Annotated in this window: 26 protein-coding genes; 22 read left to right on the plus strand and 4 right to left on the minus strand. The window is 38.3% G+C overall.

Annotated features, from left to right (window positions below; all coding sequences use genetic code 11):
* Positions 1-85 precede the first annotated feature (85 nt).
* From ABMA79_RS01025 to ABMA79_RS01045, 5 genes are all read left to right on the plus strand, one after another.
* Positions 86-883 carry a hypothetical protein gene (locus tag ABMA79_RS01025; protein ID WP_393089523.1) on the plus strand — a complete coding sequence of 266 codons (798 nt, stop codon included), beginning with the start codon at positions 86-88 and terminating at the stop codon, positions 881-883.
* Positions 868-1,923 (plus strand): murein hydrolase activator EnvC family protein, encoded by a 1,056-nt coding sequence (locus ABMA79_RS01030; protein ID WP_393089526.1) that lies wholly within the window; start codon positions 868-870, stop codon positions 1,921-1,923. Before ABMA79_RS01025 ends, ABMA79_RS01030 begins: the two co-directional genes overlap by 16 nt.
* 14 nt (positions 1,924-1,937) lie before the next feature.
* Positions 1,938-3,275 (plus strand): S41 family peptidase, encoded by a 1,338-nt coding sequence (locus tag ABMA79_RS01035; protein WP_392857207.1) that lies wholly within the window; start codon positions 1,938-1,940, stop codon positions 3,273-3,275.
* Positions 3,276-3,350: 75 nt separating this feature from the next.
* A complete protein-coding gene (xseA, locus tag ABMA79_RS01040) occupies positions 3,351-4,652 on the plus strand; it encodes an exodeoxyribonuclease VII large subunit (protein WP_393089529.1) in 1,302 nt (433 codons plus the stop codon).
* The gene (locus tag ABMA79_RS01045) at positions 4,649-6,085 is read left to right on the plus strand and encodes a histidine kinase dimerization/phospho-acceptor domain-containing protein (protein ID WP_393089532.1); all 1,437 of its coding nucleotides are present in this window, start codon (positions 4,649-4,651) and stop codon (positions 6,083-6,085) included. Before xseA ends, ABMA79_RS01045 begins: the two co-directional genes overlap by 4 nt.
* On the opposite strand, the gene ABMA79_RS01050 is transcribed toward ABMA79_RS01045, so the two are convergent.
* From ABMA79_RS01050 to ABMA79_RS01060, 3 genes are all read right to left on the minus strand, one after another.
* Entirely contained in the window at positions 6,086-7,414 is a 1,329-nt protein-coding gene (locus ABMA79_RS01050) for a PolC-type DNA polymerase III (RefSeq protein WP_393089534.1), read from the minus strand.
* A 97-nt stretch (positions 7,415-7,511) separates the two neighbouring features.
* Positions 7,512-8,336: a purine-nucleoside phosphorylase gene (locus ABMA79_RS01055; protein ID WP_392857194.1), complete on the minus strand. Its 825-nt coding sequence runs from the start codon at positions 8,334-8,336 to the stop codon at positions 7,512-7,514.
* Positions 8,337-8,344: 8 nt separating this feature from the next.
* A complete protein-coding gene (locus ABMA79_RS01060) occupies positions 8,345-9,664 on the minus strand; it encodes a thymidine phosphorylase (protein ID WP_392912260.1) in 1,320 nt (439 codons plus the stop codon).
* A 161-nt stretch (positions 9,665-9,825) separates the two neighbouring features.
* Here ABMA79_RS01060 and ABMA79_RS01065 point away from each other — a divergent pair, with 161 nt between their 5' ends.
* From ABMA79_RS01065 to ABMA79_RS01125, 13 genes are all read left to right on the plus strand, one after another.
* Positions 9,826-10,221 (plus strand): hypothetical protein, encoded by a 396-nt coding sequence (locus ABMA79_RS01065; RefSeq protein ID WP_392857190.1) that lies wholly within the window; start codon positions 9,826-9,828, stop codon positions 10,219-10,221.
* A gap of 86 nt (positions 10,222-10,307) precedes the next feature.
* A complete protein-coding gene (locus tag ABMA79_RS01070; protein WP_392857188.1) occupies positions 10,308-11,522 on the plus strand; it encodes a NupC/NupG family nucleoside CNT transporter in 1,215 nt (404 codons plus the stop codon).
* A gap of 182 nt (positions 11,523-11,704) precedes the next feature.
* Positions 11,705-13,276 carry a ribonuclease E/G gene (locus ABMA79_RS01075; RefSeq protein WP_392857187.1) on the plus strand — a complete coding sequence of 524 codons (1,572 nt, stop codon included), beginning with the start codon at positions 11,705-11,707 and terminating at the stop codon, positions 13,274-13,276.
* Positions 13,277-13,325: 49 nt separating this feature from the next.
* Positions 13,326-13,937, plus strand: coding sequence for an LON peptidase substrate-binding domain-containing protein (locus ABMA79_RS01080; protein ID WP_393089536.1), 612 nt, complete (start codon positions 13,326-13,328; stop codon positions 13,935-13,937).
* Between the two features lie 321 nt (positions 13,938-14,258).
* Positions 14,259-14,876: a 30S ribosomal protein S18 gene (gene rpsR, locus ABMA79_RS01085; protein ID WP_021265803.1), complete on the plus strand. Its 618-nt coding sequence runs from the start codon at positions 14,259-14,261 to the stop codon at positions 14,874-14,876.
* Between the two features lie 41 nt (positions 14,877-14,917).
* On the plus strand, positions 14,918-15,928 hold the full coding sequence (locus ABMA79_RS01090; RefSeq protein WP_393089538.1) for a DUF2232 domain-containing protein: 1,011 nt from the start codon (positions 14,918-14,920) through the stop codon (positions 15,926-15,928).
* A gap of 1 nt (position 15,929) precedes the next feature.
* Complete coding sequence (gene rplI / locus ABMA79_RS01095) at positions 15,930-16,544, plus strand: 50S ribosomal protein L9 (protein ID WP_021265893.1); 615 nt, start codon at positions 15,930-15,932, stop codon at positions 16,542-16,544.
* Between the two features lie 72 nt (positions 16,545-16,616).
* Positions 16,617-17,978: a replicative DNA helicase gene (gene dnaB / locus ABMA79_RS01100; RefSeq protein WP_392857180.1), complete on the plus strand. Its 1,362-nt coding sequence runs from the start codon at positions 16,617-16,619 to the stop codon at positions 17,976-17,978.
* Positions 17,953-19,113 carry a chorismate-binding protein gene (locus ABMA79_RS01105; protein WP_393089540.1) on the plus strand — a complete coding sequence of 387 codons (1,161 nt, stop codon included), beginning with the start codon at positions 17,953-17,955 and terminating at the stop codon, positions 19,111-19,113. Before dnaB ends, ABMA79_RS01105 begins: the two co-directional genes overlap by 26 nt.
* 132 nt (positions 19,114-19,245) lie before the next feature.
* Positions 19,246-19,479: a hypothetical protein gene (locus ABMA79_RS01110; protein WP_392857177.1), complete on the plus strand. Its 234-nt coding sequence runs from the start codon at positions 19,246-19,248 to the stop codon at positions 19,477-19,479.
* A 235-nt stretch (positions 19,480-19,714) separates the two neighbouring features.
* Complete coding sequence (locus tag ABMA79_RS01115) at positions 19,715-20,482, plus strand: motility protein A (RefSeq protein WP_103216391.1); 768 nt, start codon at positions 19,715-19,717, stop codon at positions 20,480-20,482.
* A gap of 70 nt (positions 20,483-20,552) precedes the next feature.
* Positions 20,553-21,398 (plus strand): flagellar motor protein MotB, encoded by an 846-nt coding sequence (locus ABMA79_RS01120; RefSeq protein WP_392857174.1) that lies wholly within the window; start codon positions 20,553-20,555, stop codon positions 21,396-21,398.
* On the plus strand, positions 21,373-22,287 hold the full coding sequence (locus ABMA79_RS01125; RefSeq protein ID WP_393089543.1) for a pseudouridine synthase: 915 nt from the start codon (positions 21,373-21,375) through the stop codon (positions 22,285-22,287). Before ABMA79_RS01120 ends, ABMA79_RS01125 begins: the two co-directional genes overlap by 26 nt.
* Here the strand turns inward: ABMA79_RS01125 and ABMA79_RS01130 are convergent.
* Positions 22,237-22,734, minus strand: coding sequence for a hypothetical protein (locus ABMA79_RS01130; RefSeq protein ID WP_392857171.1), 498 nt, complete (start codon positions 22,732-22,734; stop codon positions 22,237-22,239). The two genes, ABMA79_RS01125 and ABMA79_RS01130, sit on opposite strands and share 51 nt — an antisense overlap.
* Positions 22,735-22,824: 90 nt before the next feature.
* On the opposite strand from ABMA79_RS01130, the gene ABMA79_RS01135 reads away from it, so the two are divergent.
* The 4 genes from ABMA79_RS01135 to ABMA79_RS01150 are packed head-to-tail and all read left to right on the plus strand — an operon-like array spanning position 22,825 to position 25,735.
* Entirely contained in the window at positions 22,825-23,610 is a 786-nt protein-coding gene (locus ABMA79_RS01135) for a WYL domain-containing protein (protein WP_392857169.1), read from the plus strand.
* A gap of 11 nt (positions 23,611-23,621) precedes the next feature.
* Positions 23,622-24,233: a septation protein IspZ gene (locus ABMA79_RS01140; protein WP_392857166.1), complete on the plus strand. Its 612-nt coding sequence runs from the start codon at positions 23,622-23,624 to the stop codon at positions 24,231-24,233.
* Positions 24,226-24,972, plus strand: a complete 747-nt coding sequence (locus ABMA79_RS01145) for a protein kinase (RefSeq protein WP_021266293.1) — start codon at positions 24,226-24,228, stop codon at positions 24,970-24,972. Before ABMA79_RS01140 ends, ABMA79_RS01145 begins: the two co-directional genes overlap by 8 nt.
* Positions 24,962-25,735, plus strand: a complete 774-nt coding sequence (locus ABMA79_RS01150; RefSeq protein ID WP_392857163.1) for a PP2C family protein-serine/threonine phosphatase — start codon at positions 24,962-24,964, stop codon at positions 25,733-25,735. The genes ABMA79_RS01145 and ABMA79_RS01150 overlap by 11 nt, the downstream gene beginning before the upstream one ends.

The raw sequence follows: 25,735 nt of genomic DNA on the forward strand, positions 1-25,735 counted from the left end.
CCTCTCATAATCGCGAATTAGTACAACGTTTCACGGGACGTATTATCCACTTAGATAACTCTCGTCTAATTCACTCGGGGCATGCATGTTTTATTTAAAAGAATTAGCTCGTTTCACAAAAAATAATCTTTTTGGGCAAGCGCTTTTCTCTCTTTTAACAATCTCTCTTGTTATTTCTGTTTCTAATTATGACAGTTTTAAGAAGAAGATTTCAAATGCTCTTCCGGCCATTCAAAATGAGTACTACTTTAATGCACTTGTTGATGGGGACTTAAATACAAATAGTATTTCAAGAAAGATTAAGGGATTACCTGGTGTAAAGGGTGTTGAGGCCATTAGTGCGACAAAGAGCATGGCCGTGACAAACGAGCTTAAAGACGTTCTTGAACTTGGTAAAGATGAAATCACTTCAATTATTTCAATGAAGGGACTAAAAATCATCTTAGATGAAAAAGTTTCGGAGAGTTCGACAAATCTTATTAGAGAGTACTTAGTACGTCTTACTGGTAAGGATAATGTTGTTCTTGGAAGCATTAGAAAGAAGATTTCAAATACTCAATCGTGGAAAAATGTGATGACAGAACTAAAGAGGAGACCACTTCAGGTTCTTATCACAGTTCTTGCACTATTTTGGGTTGTTGCATTTATGACAATAAGACGCAACCTAAAGCAGGTTTCTTATCTTGTTGAAAAGTTTCAAAGAAAGAAGAATGTTGCTTTCAAAATGTATACAGTGAATATCGTTGCTTCAACTCTTGTTGGTTGCGCTCTCTCATTTGCATTCTTCTCACCAAATGAAGTATTTGCATTAATTGTAAGTGGAGCATTATTAACAACTTCTGCGTGGTACACGATCGGGAAACTTGAATGGCAAAAAGCTTAGTTCTTTTCACAGTACTTTTAATCTCTTCTGTTTCAATGAGGACACAGGCCGCTCCAAGTCTTAAGGCGATTAAGGGGAAGGTTACAGACTCACGTACTAAGATTGATAATTATAAGAAATCAATCCAGTCTATTGAAACAAAGCTTCAAACTAAGAATGAAGACTACCTTCAGGCCATGAAATCTAGGCAAGACCTTGATTACCAAATATTTGAACTAGAAAAAAATCTTAACCAATCACTTTTTGATCTAGAAGCAGATAAGGTGAGAGTAAAGAAGACAATTCGCCATGTTGCTCTAAGCTATATGGAAAACTCAACTCATGAAGATCTTATCAAAAGTCAGCTTCTCTTAAGATCACTTAAGAATGAGAAGAAAGAAATTCAATCAAAGATCGATTACTGTACAAATTTAAAGAAAAAGACTTTTGAGCTTAGAACTCGTTTAACTGAAACAGTTAAAGTTGAAAGAGAACTTTATACTCTACTACAAGAACTTGAGACTCGTAAGAGCTCAACTGTTCAAGAGTTTTTAACTGAAAAAGAAAATCACGAAAAACTAAAATCAGAATATAGTAAGCTAAGAAAATCTCAGCGCTTAGCGAAGCAGAAGGCCCAGGCCAAACTAAAAGCAAGAAAAGCAAAGAGTAAGAACTCTTCTTCTTCAAAGCTTGTGGCAAACTTCGCTGTTCCAGTTAAGAAGTATATCTCTACTGAAAATGGTAAGAAGGGGATAACTTATACTGTTAAGAGTGGACAAGAGATCTTTGCTACAAAGGCCGGAAAGGTCGAATACGTAGGCTCTTTAGCAAACGTTGGTAATGTTATTATGGTTGATCATGGAAATGATATCCGTAGTATTTATCTTGGAGATTTTGCTTCAAGTGTAAAGAAGGGACAGGCCGTCGATCTTGGATCTTCTGTTGCTAAAACGAGGTTCTCAATTAAGAAGGGGAATCTAAGTAAGGTTTACTTTGAAATTAGAAAGAAAAATACAGCACAAAATACAGCTCAATTAATTAACACTAAAATTAATATTTAAAATTAGGAATAATAATGAAAAAGCTATTTGTTGCTCTAATGCTGACGGCATTTGTAGCACCTGTACAAGCAAAAGAAACGACGAAGTCGCGTTTTGAAAAACTCGAACTCTTCAATAAAGTTATTCATATCATTGAAACAAATTACTACCGTAAGGTTGATATTGATAAGCTCATTGATGGAGCTTTGAAAGGGATGTTTCAAACACTTGATCCTCACTCTGCATTCTTAGATGAAGAAGTCTTTAAGAAGATGCAAGAAGATACAAGTGGAGAGTACGGTGGCCTTGGAATCGAAGTAACACAAAAAGATGGTGTTCTTGTGATCACAACTCCAATTGAAGACTCACCAGCAGAGAAAGCAGGACTTCTTCCTGGGGATAAGATTGTTGAGATCAATAATGAATCAACAATTGGTATTACTCTTGATGAAGCTGTTGATCGTATGAAAGGGGAGCTTGGGACAGTTATTAACCTAGGAATTCTAAGAGCTGGCGAAAAAGATATTCGCAACTTCAAGGTAAAGCGCCAAAAAATTAAAACAAAACCAGTTAAGTCGTTTGCGGTAAATAACTACGCTGTTATTCGTTTAAGTCAATTCCAAAAGGATGCTGCAGCTTACGTTGTTAAAGCTCTTAAGAAAGAAAAGAAGAAGCTTGGAAAGAATTTTAGAGGTGTCGTTCTTGACCTTCGCTCAAATCCAGGTGGTCTTTTAAATGAGGCCGTAAACCTTTCTTCAATCTTTCTAAATGATGGTGTCGTGGTGTCAACAGAAGGGCGCGATCCAAAGAATAAAGAAATTCGCTACGTAAAAAAGAGTGGCCATAAAGAATTAGATATTCCGCTTGCTGTTCTTATTAATGGCTCAAGTGCTTCTGCTTCAGAAATTGTGGCGGGTGCCCTACAAGACCATAAACGTGCCCTTATTGTGGGAACAAACTCATTTGGAAAGGGTAGTGTACAAACTGTTTCTCAAATTTCAGAAGAACAGGGTATCAAGCTTACGATTGCTCAGTATATGACACCAAAAGGTCGAAAAATTCAGGCCCTTGGAATTAAGCCAGATGTGCAAGTTTCTCAGGTTGAAGGGGAGTTTGTTGAAGAGCATATGTATGATGATGGTGGGGTAAGAGAAGTTGATCTTAGAAACCACTTAACAGCAACAGTTGAAACAGAAGAAGAAAAGCAGGCCCGTCTTAAGCGTGAAAAAGCAGCTCGTTTAAAGAGAATTGAAAGAGCTAAGGAAATCAATAAAAAGAAAGAAGAATCACCTGTTCACAGAAAGTATGCAGCAGACAAGGACTACCAAGTTCTGCAAGCGATTAAATTCCTAAACGCAGTCAATAAATTTTAAAATATCTATTTGAAATCACAGTGGGATGACGCTCTTCGTCTTCCCACTTTGTCCCTTTTTTAACATCATAAAGGGATGAATAATAAAGTCCCATCAGTCTCACAACTCGTTAATCACATAAAGAAAAATCTCGAGTCTAATTACCAAAATATTAGTGTAACAGGAGAGGTTTCAAACCTTAGCTCCTCTGGTGCTGGACATTGGTATTTCTCACTTGGTGATGGTAATGCACTTATGCAAATGGCGCTTTTTAAAATGGATGCCATGAGAAATCCGATTATTAAAACTATTCGCGCAGGAGACAAAGTCATTGTCTCTGGCTCCGTTTCTGTTTACCCAACTCGAGGAACGTTTCAATTAATTGTGAAACGAATCGTTCCAGCAGGTAAGGGTGATCTTCAGGAACAATTTGAATTACTAAAGAAGAAGCTACAGGCCGAAGGTCTTTTTGATATGAGTTCAAAGCAACCGATACCGACGATGCCAAAACGCATTGGTGTTATTACGGCAAAGGGAGCCGCGGCCTTGCAAGACTTTTTAAATGTATCTCAAAGACGATCTGAGTATCATCAGGTACTTCTTTCTCCGGCGCTAGTTCAAGGAGTCAATGCTCCAGCTTCAATCCGTAAGGCCCTTGAGAAACTTATTGCTTATCATTTAAAGGCAAAAGAAGAGGGGCGTATCAAAGATATGCTAGATGTTATCGTTCTCACTCGTGGTGGTGGCTCGATGGAAGACCTTTGGGCATTCAACGATGAGGCCCTGGCCTGGGATATCTACAATTGTCCAATTCCAACCATTAGTGCCGTTGGACACCAAGTGGACTTCACGATTTCTGATTATGTGGCCGATCTTAGAATGGAAACACCTTCGGCAGCAGCTGAAGTTCTAACTCAAAAATTTATGGCGTTAGATTCTGACATGAATCGCATCCGTAAGGATTTAAAAGGTGCCATGAATATGGAACTTCGTCGTCGCTATGATGTCCTTTCTGAAACGTCACCAAAGAGTTTCCTCATTGCTCTTAAATCGAAAATTTCAGATTATAAGCATGAGCTTGAAAAGCTAAATCTAATTAAGAGAAAAGAACAGATTCTTTCTCTTTATGAATATACTTTTGAGCTAGATCGCCTAAGCCGTGATCTTGTGAAAGCTATTCAAAATAAAATTGTGAATTATAAAAATAAGAATATAGAATTTGAGAAGATCCTAGGGGCCTTAAATCCAAAAAATGTTCTTACGCGAGGCTATGCCTACACGCAGATTGGTGACAAGGTCATTAGCTCCGCCAAAGACATGGCAAAGCTTGAAAATGTCGATGTGGATATTCACTACGCTGACGGTAAGGTGACTCTTCACAAGGGAGCTAACTCGTGAGTGCATCTCTTGGGTTTCAAGATAGTGAAGTAAATTCACCTAAGCAGAATTTTTACTATCACTCAAATATCGAAATTGATGAAGAGTTAGAGCGCAATTTAAATTATTCTGGGTTTAGCTCTAGTGACTATGAATTCGACTTCTCAATTGAATCAAGTATCCCTCTGATTGTTAAACTAGATGACCACATTATCGAGATTGAAACGATTGAGAATCTTAAAGAGCTTCTGCACTTTAAAAGAGAGCTTGCGAGAGTTCTTAAATTAAACTCTAGTATGGCCAGTGCTAATCTCGATGAGATGGAAGTTGCGGGCCTTTATCTTGAGAAGGTATACCAAGACAACGACGACAATTTTATTCCAGAACTTTTTAAAATTTCAGAAGTAAAAAATGAATTCAATATCAAGGTAATCGATAAAGCCGATTCACATCTTTACCCTGTTAAAGAAGATTACTGCTTTGAAGATACAGCTTCTTATTATCTACTTACTGTAAAGGGGGAGTGGGAAGAAGCTCAAAAAGCCGCCCTGGCCATTGCTAATGTGATCCAATTAATTAATGCAAATGAAGAAGAACTCTCAAGTGAACAGCTTGGTGTGACTGACTTGATTAACAAGCTAACTTATCCAGTTGTTATCATTAGTGATGATGGTATCGTTCACTATCACAATGACCACTTTCTAAAGCTTGGAATCACACCAAATAATCTCATCAAAAATTTTGAGTCCGGTTGGATTGATATTGATGATCAAAAATATAAGATCCTCTCAAGTACGATTTCAAATCTAAGAACGATCTGTCTTGTGAAGCAGGAGTTCAATTATACAAAGTCTCACTCTGAACTTGGTATTATCACAAGCTCCATTGCTCACGAACTCAATAATCCTCTTGCGGGAATTCTTGCGGCCATTAATATGCTTGAGCTTGAAGAGTGGGAAGAAGACGATTTAACAATCCTAAATGAAATGAAGGCGTCAGCAAATCGTTGCAAGAGCCTAATCAATACTTTCCTTGGTTTTGCCAAGGTCAATGATCAACTAAGTCGTCAAAGTACGTTTGAGAGTATTCTCCAACAGGCAATCTCGCTACTGAGCAATCGAAAAATCGAATCGGGAATATCAATTCAAACAAATATTTCAAATGATCTCAAAGAACATGCGATTAGTGGTGCGAGTCTTCCAATCATTCTCTACTTAATCCTAAGTGAGATGATGACGCTTAAAAATCACGAACTCTTAATTGATGCTAGCTCTAACTCTATTGACTGTAACTTCTATCGTAGTGAACACGACATCATTCTTACGGTAAAGAATCTCAATATTGAAGGACAAAAGAGCAAGATCTTAAACCGCTTAATCATCCACTTACTTGCACTTGAAAATTCACGGGTTGAAATTCATGGGCAGGATATTGTGATTTATAATTTGGTCTGATTAAATAAACGCTTCCGGATAATTATACTTATTCGGATTCGTCTCAATGAACTTATCAAGTTGAGTAAAGAAGAAGTCCTTATTCTTAAGGGCAAATGAATCTTTAAAGATCATAAGCTCGCGCTCTTGGCGTAGGTTCTTTGCCATATAAAGATTAACAAGGTCTTGCAGCATTTCAGGGAAGTGAATCTCTTTAAGCTTCTGCGCTTTCTTGCGATTAGACTTTGAATTGATATATTGAATTAGCTTCTTGTCGTGACCAGGGTAGCGAAAGATCAGTCCTTGTCTAATTCCTAGGGCACCAAGAGGGTAGATTGTAAATTGTTCTGGCACAAGGTGATTCATAAGAACGAAGTCAGCTTGCTTGATTTTTTGAAGCTCTTCTTTGTACTCGGCCTTTAGTTCTTCTTTCGTACCGTCTCCAATCAAATTTTGACGAAGCATTGTGATGGCCTCTTCTTGATCGGCTTCATCCATTTTATTAAATGAATGATTAAAGCGAATAAGGGCCTCAAGAATTGGTCCACTAAGTTTAATGGAAATAGTTTGCCACTCGAGATCTTTAATACGCTCGCTAATGAATTGAATTTCATTCTCTTTGTTCGTGCACGGAAAAGAGAAGAGGATGATTCCGTTTTGTCCTTTTACTGTAATAACAAAAGGAGCAAAAATCTTTTTCATCTTTGCCACAATCTCATCGTGCTCACTTGTATCTTTTTTAAAGTTACAAAGATCAAGCTCGTAGCGATTCTTAGGGTAGTAAAGATGATTGATCTTCTTAATGTCTTTTTCAATAAAGATATTGAGATAGTTTAAGAAGAGTTGCGCCGTCGCGATAGCATCATCAAGGGCACGGTGTGCCTTTTGGTGAGAGATATTAAAAATACGCGACATATAATTTAGATTCGAGTTCATAAGAGTTGGAATAAGATACTTTGTCATAAGGTTTGTACATAGGCCCTTATTCTCAAGTTGCTTTCTTCCAAGCCTTTCTAATACTGAATTTAAAAATGGAATATCAAATGAAGAGTTGTGAGCGATAAGAACTCGGTCACTAATAAACTCTAGAACTTCATCAATAACGGCATCAATTGTTGGTGCGCCTTCAACTTCATCTTGTGTGATAGAAGTTAGCTTTTGAATAAAGTCTGGGATTTTTCTTTCTGGATTGATGAGAAAGCTTTTTTTCGCTCCTACTTCCAGGTTATCAATTTGGACGAGTCCAATTTCAATGATTTTATCTTTTTTCTGGTTTCCACCAGTTGTCTCTAAATCGAAGACGCAGAAGCTCATGTCTGCTAGCATTTTCTTTGAAGAATGTGTTTCCATCAACAATCCATGAAAGCCGAGTATTCACTCGTGGTTAGGTATTGAATAGATTATAGCAAAGTTCTCCCCACCGAGGTAGGGAGAAAATATGATTTTTTTATTTGATATTTGAGATAACTTCTTCAAGAAGCTCTAGGAACTTCTTCATAACACGTGCGGCCTCGTGCTTAATATCATCGTGATTTAGTTTAGTATTCTCAATTCCTGCGGCCATATTTGTCACGCAAGAGATACCAAGAACATCAAGTCCCATGTGGTTTGCAGCAATACACTCTTGTACTGTCGACATTCCAACAAGGTCTCCACCAAAGTTACGATACATGCGAATTTCAGCAGGTGTTTCATAAGTTGGCCCCATAACACCAACGTAAACACCTTCTTTAAGATCATATGAAATATTCTTTGCCGAAGCATAAGCGATCTCTTGAAGAGCAGGTGACCATGCATATGTCATATCTGGAAAACGAGTTCCTAGTTCTTCAATATTTTCACCAACAAGACAATTTTCGCCTGTTAGGTTTAGGTGATCCTTAATTAGAACAAGTGAGCCAGAGCTGTAGTCTAAATTAATCCCACCAGCAGCATTTGTGATGATTAGATTTTTGATTCCAAGAGTTTTTAAAACGCGAACAGGAAAAACAACTTCATCAAGAGAGTGGCCTTCATAGCGGTGGATACGTCCTTGCATAACTGCAACAACTTTTCCTCCAAGTTCACCCATAACTAACTGACCTTTGTGGCCAATAACTTTTGTCTTCTTAAAACCTGGAATTTCTTCGTATGGAATTTCAACTTTGTTTTCTAGAAGGTTAGCAAATTCACCAAGTCCTGAACCTAGGATTACTCCAATATCAGGTGCTTTGTCATATTTGCTTTGAATATAGCTCTTTGATTCTTCTAATCTTTTAAAAATTGCGTGCATACGTACCTCTAGATTTCTTTCACTTCAAAGATTAACTTGCTTGCTTTAGGCTTAGCAGTTGTAACTTTAATATCTTTCTTTAAGTCAGCAAGGATAGCTTCAACTTGTTTCTTCTGGTTTTTATTGTGATAGATCTCAACAAGAGCTTCACCTTTAGAAACCTTGTCACCAACTTTCTTATTAAGAACAAATCCAACACCAAAATCAATTTTATCAGTTGCCTTTGCACGTCCACCACCAAGGCTTACACAGTGAAGGCCCATATTCTTACAAGCGATAGCTGAAACATAACCATTCTTAGTTGCGCTAAATACAGTCTTCTCTTTTGCTAGTGGTAGGCGAGAGTAGTCGTCACAAACTTTCTCATCTCCGCCTTGAACCTTAATAAGGTTTTTGAAAACTTTAAGTGCTTTTCCATTATCAATTACTGCTTGAGCTTTCTTTTCACCTTCTTTAAGTGAGTCTGCTTTTCCTGCAATATAGATCATGGCACCAGCAAGCTTAACACTGATATCAGTTAGGTCTTTTGGGCCATTACCTTTTAGTGTTTCAATTGATTCAATAATCTCAAGTGAGTTACCAATATACTGACCAAGTGGTTGGTTCATATCTGTAATCATTGTGATCATACGCTTATCAAAACGTTTTGAAGTATCACGAAGACTCTTCGCTAGTGCTTTTGCATCCTTGATATTATCCATGAATGCACCGTCACCAACTTTAATATCCATAACGATTCCATTAGCACCCTCTGCTAATTTCTTACTCATGATTGAAGCTGTAATTAATGGGATTGATTCAACTGTTCCCGTTACATCTCTTAGACCGTAGATGATCTTGTCAGCAGGAGCGATGTCCTTTGTTTGACCGATAAGAACGATCTTCTCTTTATTAAGTTGTTTCTTAAATTGTTCGAGAGTTAGTTCAGTTTTGAACCCTTTAATCGATTCAACTTTATCAACTGTTCCACCAGTGTGACCAAGACCACGTCCGGCCATCATTGGAACCTTTACTCCACAAGCCGTAGCAATTGGTCCAAGAATGAACGATGCCTTATCTCCAACACCGCCAGTTGAGTGTTTGTCGATCACGTTCACGCCTTTGAATTTTAGCGTCTTTCCAGAGTAGAGCATGGCATCTGTTAGAGCTGCCGTCTCTTTTACGCTCATCCCATTTAAGTAGATGGCCATAAGTAGTGCAGACATTTGATAATCGGCAACATCACCATTTGTAATTCCATTAATGAACCACTTAATCTCTTCATCTGTTAATTTTTTACCATCTCTTTTTTTTGAGATGATCTGATATGCGCTAAAATTTTCCGACATAGTATTCCTTTTAAAAATTTAATTCCCTAATAATTCCTGTGCATTTATTGCATCAAATTACTTATGCGTATAGAATAGTAAAAGGGTCATTATAGACACGGCCATTAGAGGTGGCAATGATGAAACTTAATGCGTAGCACAGGGATTTTAAGGTTTTAGAAATGTTCAAAAAAATTATCATTATATGTTTAGCTCTTACATTTTCATTCTCTTCAGTAGCACAAACAAATTTTAAAGAAGAGGGATTACGTGACTTAACAACAGTTGCAGGCCTTGGCCTAGGTGGAGCTATTCTTGGACTTTCAACACTTTCATTTGTTGAGGAACCTAAAGACCACCTTAAAAATATTCTTGTGGGAGCAGCTGTAGGGATCGTTATTGGTGTTGGTGTTGTGGCCTATAATCAAGCGGCAAAGTCTCAGGCAACAATTCGCCAAACAGGATTCCGCGACTTTGATACGACTAGTCGTTTAAATTGGCATGCGTCAAATACGGCACAAGATATCAAAGAGTTCAATGCTGTAAATCCTAAAGTTGGTTGGTCGTTTAACTTCTAATTATTCTTTTTTATTGTCCATTTATGCTCAAACCTATACTCTAAGGCTGTTTTTAGAATTAATTTAATTTAGTTATAGGGTATTCCATGGAAAGAGTTATTTCGGCATTTGGTTTAATCGTTATGGTTGGTGTTGCTTTTGCATTATCTAATAACCGTAAGAAAATTAATTGGCGCTTAATTCTATCTGGTCTAACTCTTCAGATCTTCTTTGGTCTCATCATTCTTAAAACAGATGCCGGACAAAACTTCTTCGAAGGTGCTCGTGGCTTCTTTACTGCAATCCTAAATTTCACAAATGAAGGTTCTGAATTCCTATTTGGTCCACTGACAAATGTTCCAAAAACTGGATTCATCTTCTTCGTTATGGTTCTTCCAACAATTATTTTCATGTCTTCTTTAATGAGTGTTCTATACCACCTCGGTATTATGCAATTAGTTATTAAAGCGTTCGCGAAAGTAATGTCTGTTGTGATGGGAACATCTGGTGCTGAATCTCTTGCGGCCGCTGCCAATATCTTTGCAGGCCAAACAGAAGCTCCTCTTGTTGTTAAGCCTCTTATTTCAAAAATGACTGAGTCAGAGCTTATGGCCCTGATGACTGGTGGGATGGCAACAGTTGCAGGTGGAGTCCTTGCTTCATATGTTGGCTTCGGAATTGATGCTGCTCACTTACTTTCAGCATCGGTTATGTCAGCTCCGGCGGCACTTGTATGTGCCAAGCTTATGATCCCAGAGACACAAGAGTCTCTGACTAAAGGTGATTTAAAATTAGAATTAAATGATACTAGTGTTAACTTTATTGATGCCGCTGCCAACGGTGCTAGTGAAGGTGTAAAACTTGCTATTAATGTTGGTGCAATGCTTGTCGCGATTATCGCACTTGTTGCCATGATTAATGGTGGCCTTGCCTTAGTTACAGGTTGGTTTGGTTTTGAGGGAATTACTCTTGAGCTAATCATGGGGAAATTATTTGCTCCTTTTGCTTGGTTATTAGGTGTTGAGTGGAAAGATGCTCAAATCGTAGGAACACTTCTTGGTAAGAAGTTAGTACTAAATGAGTTCGTTGCTTACTTAGATCTAAGAGCAAATATGGGTAATATATCAGAACGCTCGGCCATTATCTCTACTTATGCCCTTTGTGGTTTTGCTAACTTCTCATCAATTGGGATTCAGATTGGTGGAATCGGTGGGATCGCTGAGAATCGTAAACATGACCTTGCAAGGCTTGGGATTCGCTCTCTAATTGCCGGGACACTTGCTTGTTTCATGACAGCTTGTATTGCGGGTATATTTATTTAATACCGTCTTCGTCTAATTCTAAATTAATTGAGTAGGGTAACGCGGAATATTATATCTTCTAGCGCAAAACCTTGCTCAGACGTACAATTATTAGTAGGTTAAAGTCTTTGGCTTGAGCAATGCTCGCCGACTTGCCTCGCACTTTTATTTCGTATTTCGATTTAAGTTTAAAAGGAATATATATGTCTAAAGATTTGATTATTAACAAAACAGTTAACGAGTGGCGTGCTGTTTTGATGGAGAATGGTGAAATTCTCGATTTCCTTATGGAGAGAACGAAACCAACAACAACGCCACACCCACGCCTTGGAAATATCTACCGCGGAAAAGTTTTAAGAGTACTACCAGGAATGCAGTCTGCATTCGTTGATATTGGTTACTCAAAAGCAGCTTTCCTATACGTTGATGACGCTTATCTTCCAACTCTTGATGAGCAAAGAGAGATGGCCAAAAAGGCCGAGGTTATTAAGAAAGAAAAGAAAGAAAATGGCCTAGTAATTCCAGACGAATTAGCAACTCTATCTGAGTCAATGGATATGAAGATGCGTCCAGAGTCTGCAACAATTGAATCATTTCTAAAAGAAGGGGATGAGATCATTGTTCAAGTTGCCAAAGAGCCAATCTCAACAAAAGGGCCACGTGTTACTCGTCATGTAACAATCCCTGGCCGCTATGTTGTATACATGCCGTTTATTGAGCATACAGGTGTTTCTCGTCGTATCGAAAATGAAGAAGAACGTGATCGTCTAAAAGAGATGCTTGAGACAATTCGTCCTGAAGGTAAGGGTGTTATTGCTCGTACTGTTGCAGAAGGAAGCTCATACAAAACTCTTAAGTCTGACTACGATATGCTGACAAAAATTTGGAAAGAGGTGCAAAAGAAATCTGAAAAAGAAAAAGCACCGGCCCTTTGTTATGAAGACTTAACTTTTATTCAACGAGTTTTAAGAGATATTACAGATGAAGACGTTGATAATATTATTATCGACGATAAAGACGGCGTAAAAGAAGTCGAGAAATTTGCAACGAAGTATCTTCCTCAAATTAAGGGGAAGGCAAAATTCTTTGATGAAACAAATCCGATCTTTGAAAAATTTAATGTTGATATCGAAATTGAAAGGGGACTAAGTAACAAAGTTTATCTTCGTTCAGGTGGTTCTCTAAATATCGATCAAACAGAGGCCCTCGTTTCAATTGACGTTAACACGGGAAAATTTGTTGGCCGAAAAACATTAGAAGAAACAATCCTTCGCACAAACCTTGAAGCAGTTAAAGAGATCGCTTATCAGCTAAGACTTAGAAACTGTGGTGGGATTATCATTATCGATTTTATCGATATGGAAAAAGTTGAAAACCGCGAAGCTGTTTATAACTCACTAGTAGACGCTCTTAAGAAAGACCGTTCGAAAACAAAAGTACTTCCAATCTCTGAGCTTGGGCTTGTTGAGATGACTCGTAAGAGAACTCGTGACACGCTAACACGTATCATGTGCGAGCCTTGTCCGTATTGTGAAGGAAATGGAATTGTAAAAACAGTTAATACGATTTGCTATGAGATTGTACGTGAACTTGGAAAGAAAATTCGCAACAATCCAGAATCGAAGAAGATATCAATTTATGCTCACCCTGAGGTGACGGCATCATTATGTGGTGAAGAACTTGATATCATCGAAACGATGGAAGAAGTCTTTAGTGTCAATCTTCAGATTCGCTCGGAGAACTCTTACCACGTTGAACAATACGAAATTTTTTAGCCGCTTGGGTGCTTAAGGCACCCATGCTTGCTTTTAGGGTTTAACTGATATGAGAGCACTTCTATTCCCATTACATAAAGTTTCATATCAGGCGATCTTAAAGAAGCCCCTCAATATTTTTGAACCACGCTATATTCACATGATTCACGAAGCCGAACAGACCAACACGCCTGTTGCTTTGGCCTATGCGACCTTGCAAGACGCTGATGATGAAGCTGACACTATTGCTATTGATCACGAAAAGTACCATGCAGTAAAGCGCATGGTGGGACTTGGCCGCGTTCAAATTTTACAAAAATCAAAAGACGGCACCATGCTTGTTATCCTCGAGCCGATGTTTAAGGGACTCATTATGGATGTCTATAATGAAGAGCTTCCGTATAACACCATCGAAGTTGATCCCATTACTGAATTCTTAACAGTGATGCCGGAGCATATGATTTCACTGCAAAGACTTGGGCTGCTCTTTCGCCATTGGGCAAAGTCATTTTTTAAGAATCAAGTGGAGTACGATGCCCTGATGGAGGCAACACAAGACCCCGTGGTTTTAGTTGGCGCCATCACTGAATTTGTCGTGACTTCCCCCGACCTCAAGCAGGGGATTCTCGAAATTGATGACATCAACGCCAAAATCGATGTCCTTCTTGAGTGGCTCGACTAGTGGTACGCGCCACCTTTTCGAGAATTCAGCAACTTAGAGATCTAGTACGACAAAAAATTGAAAAATATTCGCGTATTTAGGCTATTTTGCCTTGAGTTGGGGGATATTATTCCCATAGTCACTACGTAACCTATTGAAATTATGTTTTATTCATTCAGCAGTTCTTAGCCAACTATTTGTAATCACGTAAAGGTGGCGCGTACCCGAACTTGCTTTACACAAAGCGCAGTTACTGATAGATTAGCACCACATTTGACCGTTTATTTACTCGCTTCCCTGTGGTGGGGAGGCCAATAATAACTATTGTCCAGGAGATAAAGTATGATTTATGAGTTAGCATTAGTAGCTCACGCGGGCGCAACAGAAGATCAGCAAACAGCTCTTAAGAACCTAGTAGCTGAAGTTGCAAAAAATTACGAAGGTGAAGTCCTTTTAACTGATGATTGGGGAATGAGAACATTTGCTCAAACTGCCAAAAACGGTTCTAAAACAGGTAACTACATCTATTTCATCGTTTCAGGTAACAAAGACCTAAACACAGAACTTCAAAGACGTTTCAAAATCAACGAAGACGTTCACAAGTACCTTATCATTAAATTAGCTGATAACAACGAAGCTGCTGAAGCAGTTGTTAAAGGTTACAAAACTCCATTCTCAAAAGCTCACCCAGGTTCACAAACTGATGAACTAGAAAAAGGTGCAGAAAAAGATAAGAGAAGATTTGCTAAGAGAAAGAACTGTTGGTTCAAAGCAAACAGCATCACTGCAGACTGGAAAGATCCAAAGACTTATAACTGGCTAATCAACGAGTTTGGTAAGATCCAACCATCAAGAGTTACTGGTGTTTCAACTAAGCACCACAGATGGGCACAATCTGCAATTAAGAGAGCAAGAAATATTGGTCTAGTTTCTCACGTTAGAGGTGACTTCGCTCACTAAGAGTGTTGAGAACTTAGTCTTAAGGGAATTAGAAAAAGATAATGAACGATAAGAAACCAAACACATTTACACTTATCTCAAAAGATAACTTCACAATTGGGAAGTTACTTTTCTTATGTGTTGTGAGTTTGATCTTAAGCGTTGCTTATCCACTAGGTGTATTTTCACCGCTTCCAGTGGCATTCGCTTTCTTGATCTATGGAAACTTAAAGACGCTTGTGACTTTCGGTGTAACGATTGTTCTCTGTTTTATTGCTGCTCAATCTAGCGACTCTTTCTTAATCCTTGCTAACTCGGCGTATGTTTTATTCTACGCTGTTATCATTGGTTACCTAAGTGCCGCGACTATTTTGCGCAATGAAGATCCTGTAAAAGGATTATTAAAAAGAGGATTTATCTTACTACTCGTAATCTTCGGTATTATGGGGACTATTGAAGTGATTTTTCCTTCAACAATCTCAACGACGATTACAACTTCAGTAAATGAAGGTTTGTCACAATTAAAGAATTCGCCAGATTATAAAGAACTGATTGCTCGCGGTGGAGAAGTCGCAGCAACTTATCAAAGTGTTTTCGAGAACCCTGATGATATCATTAAGAGAATCTATCAGTGGGGATTCGCTGTTATCTTTGTAAGTACATTCTTTATTCTATGGCTAACAGTTTTCATGCTTTTAAGAAATGCAAAGTTATGGAAAATGCTTCATGGCTACAAATATGGTCTAAAGCACTTTGTGCGCTTTCAAGTGCCTGAGTACTTTGCCCTTATAGTAGTTGTTGGGCTAGCTCTCTTCTTAGGTGGAGAGTATATCGGTGGTGAGATTATTGAGGTTATTGGCCTTAATATCTTACTTTGCTTAGGAATATTCTATTTCTTTCAAGGAATGGGTGTTTACCTAGACTTCTTAAAATATATTAAGGTGACTGGGTTTGTTCGCTCGATTCTTGCGATTATGACTATTTTCTTTGCTCATCGTTTTATTGCGATTGTTGGCCTATTAGACTATTGGGTCAACTTTAGAAGATTTTTTAAAAATAATAAGGAGATATAAAATGAAAGTTATTCTTAAAGAAACTGTAAAGTCTCTTGGTAACGTTGGTGAGATCGTTAACGTTTCAGCTGGTTATGCAAGAAACTTCCTAATACCAAATGGTGCTGCAGTTCTAGCTGATGAATCAAACACAGCTCAGGTTAAGCACTTTGAAAAACTACTTGCTAAGCAAGTTGCTGCTGATAAAGCAGAAGCGACAAAAGTTGCTGGTACAATCAATGGTCTAAACATTGAACTAATCAAAAGAGTTGGTACTAACGGTAAACTATTTGGTTCTGTTACTACTCACGAGCTTTCTCTTGAACTAGGTAAACTAGGTCACAACGTAGAAAGAAGACACCTTCTTCTTGAAAACCCAATCCGTGCGGTTGGTAGCTACGATGTTAAAGCTAAGATCTTCAATGGTGTTGAAGCTGCTTTTACAGTAACTGTAAAAATGGATCCTGCACAAGAAGAAGAAAACAAGAAAAAAGCAGAAGAGCTAGCTGCAATGAAAGCTGCTCAAGAACTACTTGCTAAAGAGCAAGCAGAAGCTGCTGCTTCAGGTGACACTTCTGGTGAAATGACTGAAGAAGAAAAGTTAAAAATGGAAGCCAATAGAATTCTAAGAAGCTAATTTTTTTCTTATATTAAAGAGGGGAGGCTTTGAGCCTCCCTTTTTATTTCTAATCATATTATGGGGCAGAATATGGTTGAGCAAAACAACTCGAACAACGCAAGAACACTTCCAAACGATACTCTTTCTGAGAAATCTCTACTTTCATGTTTAATTCTAGATAGTATGTCTTTTGATGAAATTTCTGACTTAAAGTTAGAAGGGAAGGACTTTTATAATCCGAAGTATGGAATTGTATTCGATGCCATTAAAGATATGGTTCACTCGAATAACCCAGTTGATTACGTAACAATTTGCTCATACCTTTCAGATCACAATCGCCTGGAAGAAATCGGTGGTCAAAACTTTATTCTCGATATTACTGAAGATCAGGTATCGAGTGCCAACCTTCGCCATTACGCAAAGACTGTAAAGGACAAGGCGTCTCTTAGAGACCTCGTTCGCCAAGCTCGAAAAGTAGCGGACAAAGGTGCAACTTTCTCAGGAAATGCACAAGACTTCATTCAGGAAGTAGAATCAATTTTCTTTGGTCTTACAAACGAGGCCAAGCAAGGAAGTATGATTAAACTTAATGAGTGTCTTAAAGAAAATATTAAAGAAATTGAAGATACATCTCGCATTGCTGGTGAGATTCATGGTGTACCAACTGGTTATGGTGCCCTTGATAAATTATTACTTGGTATGCAACCTGGTCAGCTAATTATTCTTGCTGCCCGTCCTGCCATGGGTAAGACTGCTCTTGCTCTTAACGTTGCACAAAACGCATGTGAGTTCTCAAAACTTCCAGTTGCTCTCTTCTCTCTGGAGATGATGGCAAAGGAACTTTCAATGAGACTCCTAACTCAACGTGCGAAAATTGACTCAAAAAGAATTCGTACAAAAGAGTTTCTTGAAACAGATTTAAGAAAAATTGGGCAGGGGATTCAGCAGCTTGCCGATATGCCTATTTATATCAACGACAATGCTGGGACAAATCTTTTAGATATTCAATCTGCATGTCGTAAGATCAAGGCATCAGAAGGTCTTGGACTAGTTGTTATCGACTACCTTCAGCTAATGAGTTCTCACAATAAGATGCTTCCTCGTGAACAGCAGATCGCCGAGATTTCAAGGGGCCTTAAGAATATGGCCAAAGAACTTGAGTGTCCGGTAATTGCACTTTCACAGCTTAACCGTGGGGTTGAATCTCGTCCGAATAAGCGTCCAATGACTTCTGACCTTCGTGAATCTGGATCGATTGAGCAGGATGCGGATATTATCATGTTCGTATACCGTGATGAGTACTATAACCCAGATACAAAAGATCAAGGGATTGCAGAAGTTATCGTTGGTAAAAACCGTGGTGGTGAAGTTGGAACAGCAAAGCTAACATTCGTTGGTGCTCACACTAGTTTCGAAAATATCGCTTATGCACAAGACGATGGAAGAAGTTAAGCAATCTGCTTACGCAATCTTTAAGCATAAAGAAGGCTTCTTAAAACTTGAGAGGCCTTCAAAATACCTTCATATAACAAATAAGAAAATTTACGATCGTTTAAATGAGACTGAACAGGACTTCTCTGTTGCTGCTTTAAAAGAGTTATTAGGGCACAGTTGGCATGTGCAATCTCTTCACTATGAATTAGGCCACTATTTCTTATTAGAGGCCCCTCGTTTTGAAGGTGAGGTTAGCCTTGCAACTCTTATTAACTTTGAATTGAATCAATTTATAGGCCCCTCAAAGCGGTGTAAAAAACCAACAGCGATAATTGAAAAGATTATAATTGAAGAAGATTATGAGAAACTTTTTAAGACGACTTTTGAGAACCTACTGGCGGGAAATTGTTATCAACTAAATCTAACTTCGCTTATCGAAGTGAAGATTTCAAATTCAGACGATCTCGTTAATACATTTCTAAGTAAGGAGCTTTTCTCTAAGCTTAGCGAGTTTGCTCATATTCTAAATTTTCCTTTTGAAGATCGCCTTGTCATTAGTAACTCACCAGAGTGTCTCTATGAATACGACCAAGCTACGAAGAAATTAATAACTAGGCCTATCAAAGGAACAGTTGCCCAAGAGCTAGGTGAGGACTTTCTCATTAATGATATTAAGAATACAAGCGAGCTCAATATCATTACCGATCTTTTAAGGCATGATCTATCGGCCATTGGTAAGAACTTCTCCAAAGTAGAGTCTCTACGTGAATTTTTCCGCGTTCCAGGCCTTATTCATCAATACTCCAAAATTAGCGTTGAACTAGAAGAGTGTAATACATTGGCGCTTGTCGCATCTCTTTTTCCAGGTGGAAGCATTACTGGTGCACCCAAGAAAAGAGTCGTTGAATTGATCAAAGAGATCGAAAATAAAGACCGAGGAATTTACACAGGTTCTACCATTTTAAATTTCGACACAATTTCTAAAGCATCTATAAACATCCGTTCTTTAGATGTCGCATCATCTTCTAACCGCGCACTATATGGGGCCGGAGGAGGAATCACACTACTGAGTGACGCTCAGAGTGAATTTCAAGAACTAAAAGCCAAAGCTAATAGCTTTCTTAAGGTTTTCTTTAAGGATGTAAAAATCTAATAAATTCTTACATGTTATTTGATAGTTTTGACATTCAAATCTCTCGCTAGATATGATTTTTTTGTGACAAAGTGAAGCAAAGGATTGCTCCAACATGGATCGTTGAAAATTTGTCGCAGGAGAGGGAAGTCAATGGATATGACAAACAACACAACACAGACAACACAGAACAAAGATACTCACAACAAGGACGTTATGGTGCAATTAAATGATTTAGTTGAAATCTCAGGTGTACCAACTGATTTCATTAAGAAAGAGTTAATGCTTGATGATACTGTTTCAATGGATGAATTGAGATCAAAAATGCTTAAATTTCTCGACACAACTTTTCAAGAGCATGGTGTCGATACTTCTAAAGTAAAATAGTCAGTTAATCTTTTGGAAACATAGGACTTGTTTCTCAATAATCTCCTTAATGCCCTTCTTATTAAGCTTAGGTTTAGTAAGAGGGGCATTTTTATTTTCCCCTTGCTGAACATCTTCAATCGGTAGAAATTTCCACAACTATGCAATTTAAAGTGCTTACTAAATTTTTGTTAAGGTAGTCCGTCTCATTTCCGATACTTAGAATGAAATAGGAAAATTTTCATAGGAATGTTGTATGGATATAGCATCAGTCATAGGATTAGTATTAGCAGTAGGTGGAATCATGGGTTCCATTATGTCAGGAGGGGCGATCTCAATTTTCATTGATGTGCCTTCTGTACTCGTTGTTGGTCTAGGTCTTATCGGAGTAACACTTTATCGTTGGCCAATGGAAGTCGTAAAAGGTCTTGTTGCAATTGCAATGAAATCAATCTTCTTCACACCAGTTGATCCAAAAGACAAAATTAACAAGATTAAAGAGCTAGCAGAACTTGCCAGACGAGAGTCAGTTTTTGCATTAGAGAAAGCAGAAATTGATGACCCGTTTATGAAGAAGGCAATGACTCTTGCAGCAGATAACAGACCTCCTGAAGTTATTGCTTCAATTCTACAAATGGATATTGATTCAATGGAGTCACGCCATAAAACTGGTGCTGATGTTTTTGATGGTGTTGCAGCCGATGGCCCAGCGATGGGAATGATCGGGACCCTGATTGGTCTGGTACAGATGCTTCAGAACCTTTCAGATCCTTCAGCGATTGGTCCTGCCATGGCCGTTGCCCTTCTAACAACGTTCTATGGTGCGATTATTGCCAACGTTTTTGCAGGGCCTGTTAAGAATAAAATTTCATATCGATCTCAAATGGAGCTTATGTCTATGAGTATCGTTGTTGCGGGAACACTTGGAATTGTAGCAGGTGAGAACCCACGTATGATTATTGAAAAACTTAATTCATTCCTTCCACCAAGTGAAAGATCTGCTTCGGATGAAGGTGAGGAATAAGAATAAGTTTTAAACAAATTTAAAAAGAGTATTTGAGGAATAAATACTAAGGGTAATCAAGGAGTAAGAAATGGCAGATGATAGTGCTGCAGTAGTTGATGACGGTGGAAACGCGAAGTGTCCTGAGTGTGTCCCGGGCCTTCCCGGTTGGATGGCGACGTTCTCTGACCTTGTAACGCTTCTACTTACATTCTTCGTACTACTTCTTTCTTTTGCAAAGACTGAGACGGCCAAATATGAAGCGGCCCTTGGTTCAATTCGCAATGCCTTTGGTGGTAACGTTCTTCAACAGGGTGAAGTTATTCAAAAGGGTAAGTCTCCTGATAACTTTCCAACGATGATGGAATCTCAAACACCAATCAAACCTTTTCCAATTGAGTTTTTAACAATGGAAGGGATTCTTGATAAGCACGAAATCAACCGTGGTTCAGAAGAAGTTCTTAAAAATATGCGTCATGACTTAAAAGAGTTTAACTTAAGTGAGAACGTAACAGTTTATGAGCAGGCCGAGGGGATTGTCGTTCGTGTTAAGGACAAAATTTACTTTAAGCGTGGTTCAGTTGAAATTGAATCAACGAAGATAGCTGTTTCATCATACCAGCGAATGATTGACCTTCTTAAAAAACGTAATTGGAAAGTCTTTGTTATGGGCTATGCCGCTCGCGGTGAGGTATCTAATGATGGAAAGAGTGATGCTCTTGAGTTATCATCCGCCCGTGCCACTGCGGCCACTAAATCTCTTATTAGAAGAGGGATTAATCCAGAAAGAATTTCAACGGTATTCTATGGTGATACTCGTTTAACTGACCTTCCGGGACGATCTCAAATGGAGATTGATAACGAAAATCGTAAAGTTGAATTTATGATTAGAAAACGTGATCTTGAAGATAATGGCCACAAAGTTGAAGCACAATAAGAATTTTTGTAATCTCACTAAAAAAGATAGTTTAAAGGAGTTCCTTAAAGGGGAGCTCCATTTTTCTAACAAAGCAATTAAGACCTCTTATATTTCAAAGGTTGCACTGCAGTCTCATCTCGCTCCAAAGAGTGAGTTATACCTACCTCGAGATCTTTTAAATCGCTTTCACGTCAATCCTATCTATACTGGCAAGGCCATTGAAGTAATTCATGAGGACGATATTTTTATCGTCTTAAATAAGCCTCAGGGGATTCACGGCCACCCAATGGAGTATAGTGAAACTGATACTGTTCTAAATTTCATGCGCTCTCACTTTAATCTCCCAAGCCTTGGAAACTCTCGCTCTGATTATGAGAAAGGCCTTCTTTATCGCCTCGATCAATTAACAAGTGGTGTTCTTATCTATATCAAAGATGAGCTTATTCACGAAAATCTTAGAAATTCTTTTTCTCAAATCGCTAAGGAGAAAACCTATCTTGCTATTGTTAAAGGAAAGGTTGAAGAGGGGATGGATTTAACTGATCGCCTTGTTTCAAGTGGCATCAAAGGTGAGAAGATGATCGTCAATGAGATTGGAGTTGAAGCGACTTTAAGAGTTGAGCCCATTTTCTATCAGGACAAGAAGAATCTATCTTTAGTTAAGGTTACTTTAAATGAAGGCCATCGCCATCAAATACGTGTTCAACTTTCACATGCAGGTTTTCCAATTATAGGAGACCCTCTTTATAATGAAGACTATAACGAGAAAGAAGACCAGCGACTTTATCTCCACGCCTTTCAATACTGCTTAGATGTAAATGGACACACGACTTGTTTTAAGGCCGAGACGGCAGATTTATTCTGCGACCTCTTGGACTTGGATAGTCTGATGGATGTGGCGAGCTAGGTTATTCTTATTCTTAAGTGTCTTTAGCTTCACTACATACTTTCCTTCAGAAAGAGATGAGAGAATCATCTTTGGGTGAACAAGTTTCACAACAACCATCATCGTTCGCTCAAGACTTTCTTCCATAGCATAACGAGAAATTGAGATATAAGAATTGGCCAGTGCCTTATACATCTCACGACGAAGAATCTCTTTGTCCGTTCCCTCTGGTACGATCTTTTCATCCACAGGAATTGTCACTTCTAGGTTATTTTTATTACACTCAATCTTCCAAGAAGGGTGCATATACTTATCAAGACGCACTTTTACTGAACGACATGATGTCGCTAACATGCGATCTGCACGCTTTTGGAAGGCGCCATTCTCTCTTAATTGAAAGATAAAGATAATAAATATTAATATTCCGAACCCTAGTACTGGATTCCTAAGTAGTGATTTCAATACCATAGCAATATTATCGCACTAAATTATATAAAAATCACTAAAGGAAATGATGGCCATATCCGATAAATATAGTAGGTTATTTAAGGAGCTGTAATGACGTCATTTTCGTCTATGGAAGATCAAAATTTTTGGAATATTTTATTTAATTTAGAAGAAATTAGAAAGCCAATAAGTTTGGTTTCATTCCTAAGAAAAAATCATATTAATCGCGATGAATTCTATATGTTCTATGAGAAGTCTCACTTCTACGGACTATCGATTGACCTTCGTCCCAAAGATGATGAGTTCTTATTAATGCCACTATCATGGCGTAGGGACTACGGTGATATCTTACTTGAGAATACATCACACCGAGAACTTATTAAGGATATTCAGGCCGCCTGTAAAGATGGACGAGTCTGTGAGTTTACATTCTTAGATCACTCTAAGAAGAAGGTTCGCCCTTGGCGAGTGGTACTTTCTCAAAATCTTTATAAAGTCATTAGTGAAGACGTGGTAACAAAGAAGCTAATCACAATTGATATGAACGAAGTCGATGATATTGAATTTCAAGATTTTGACTACGCTTCAATGTATTCAAGATTTGAAATTGAAGAGTATATCAATGCGCTAAGGCATATTGATGGCAGCGATCAGCGTTTAGTTTTAAAGTTAAACTATGGTTTTGAATTAACGCCAATTAGTAATTTAATCTTTCTAGGTCATCCATACTCAACAACGAATCAATATGGTGAAATCATTTGGGCTGCATCTGTCGAAAAGTCTCTTTATTTATTTGACTGGCTATATTCAATGCGCGACCAAATTGAAATTCTTGAACCGAGTTGTATTAAAGAAGAATTCGAGGAGTTTTGCCAGAAAAGAAGAAATGCTGCATAATCCGACATGAGATGAAAAAGAATAACTTATTTCTAATATCGTTTCTTCCAGCACTCCTGTACTGGTATCTTGAAGAAACACAGACAGTGGAGATTGCCATCATTGGCGGTCTTTCGCTGGCGATTTTAGAAATCATTTTTGAGAAGGTATTCTTTAAGCACATTCATTCAATCTCTAAATTAAATTTTATCATTATTCTAATTCTTGGACCAATCTCCTTGATCGGCCATGATGGAGTTTGGTTTAAGTTACAGCCATTCTTTACGGGGCTCTTCTTAAGTGGATTTCTTATCTTCAATCTCAAGCAAGGCAAAAGTCTTATGCTTACGATGATGGAAGATATGGAAAAGAAGGCCAATGTGCCAGAAGAGATAATGACAAAGATTGAGTACCACTTGGCCTACTTCCTACTATTCAATGGTATTTTTATGGGTTACTTGGCCATCTATGAAACAACTTCTCGTTGGGCCTTTTTTAAGTCCATTGGATTCTATATTGTTTTTGCGGTCTTTTTGGTTCTAGAAATTATTTTAATAAGACGTGAAGTAAAGAAGATTATGCTTGAGCAAATGCAGGCCCAAGCCGATATGATTCAAACACACCACGGAGGCCACATTGACTAAGGCAAGCGATATTGTTGAGATTGAAGAGTTTGATATTTCTCCAGGAAGAACAATTGCAAATCGCTATGTGGTTCTTGAAAAACTAGGTTCTGGCTATGAGGGTGAGGTTTACCGCGTAAGGGAGAAACACACCAATATTGAAAGGGCCATTAAGATTTATTTCCCACAAAGAAATAAGAAATTTAAAGTGAGCACAAGATATGCTCTTAAACTTGAAAAGCTCAGTCATAGTCCAATTGTGATGGATTGTATCTCTCATGAATTGGTAACTTTAAAAGGTCAAAAAGTAGCATGTCTAACTTCTGAGTTTATTGAAGGGGAGATGCTTGGAGAGTTTATCCAAAAGCAAAAAGGTAAGCGCCTTGAAATCTTCTCTGCTATTCATCTACTTTATTCAATAGTCGTAGGGGTCGAGTCTATTCACCTTGAAGGTGAGTATCACGGAGACCTTCATACCGAAAATATTATCATTCGCCGCTTTGGATTAGAGTTTGATTTGAAGATTATTGACCTTCACCACTGGGGTGACTCGAAAAAAGATAATCGCGACGAAGATATTATTAAAATCATCAGAATTTTCTATGATATCCTAGGAGGACAGAAGCATTATAAGAAATTATCTCCTTCCATTAAGTACATCATTTGTGGACTTAAGCGTGGGATCATTCTTAAACGATTTAAAAATATCAGTATGCTTCGTTACCACCTAGAAACCATGGATTGGTCAGATGCCGTTTAAAAAAATTGTTTCCGACGTAGCGGAATTTGAACACGATATTTTTGACTTTGGTGATTATCGCATTGGCTACTTCATTGCCAAACATAAGTTAAAAGAATCAGGCGATAATAACGAAGATGCTCTCTTTATTAGCGGAGAGGAGAAGTCTTTTGTTGTTGGAGTTTCTGACGGGGCCGGTGGTCATCCGCGCGGGCGCGATGCTGCTGTTGCAATCGTTGAGGCCATTGCAAATTATAAAGACGGTAGCAATTGTTTGGAACTCATTGAAACCGCAAATCAGAACGTATCAGATCTTAAGGCCGGTGCAAGATCAACTCTTGCCTTTGCCCAGATTAAAGATGATATGGTTCGCTTCTACCATGTTGGTGATTCTGAAATTCTCTACTGGAATGCCCATGGGAATGAAATCTATACTTCTACTCCACACTCTGGAGTTGGCCATATGGTTAAGGCAGGAGTCCTAGGTCAGGAAGAATCTCTTGCTCACCCTGAAAGAAATTATGTCAATAACCTCATGGGTGACGACGTTATAAAAATTGAATCAACCTCTGGGGCCAGTATCAAAAAAGGTCACACGATCCTTATTGGAAGTGATGGGCTTTTTGATAATATTCCTCACGACTCCCTTACTGAACTTATTGGACAGGGGATCTTTGATAAGTCATTTGAAAACCTCGCTGAGTTTTGCAAGATTCAAAACGAAGAGGCTTGGCTTAAGTACGATGACATCTCTTTTATCGCTATCAGAAAGGTAAAGGCTTAA

The sequence above is a fragment of the Halobacteriovorax sp. HFRX-2_2 genome (assembly GCF_043196705.1).
Taxonomy (GTDB): domain Bacteria; phylum Bdellovibrionota; class Bacteriovoracia; order Bacteriovoracales; family Bacteriovoracaceae; genus Halobacteriovorax_A.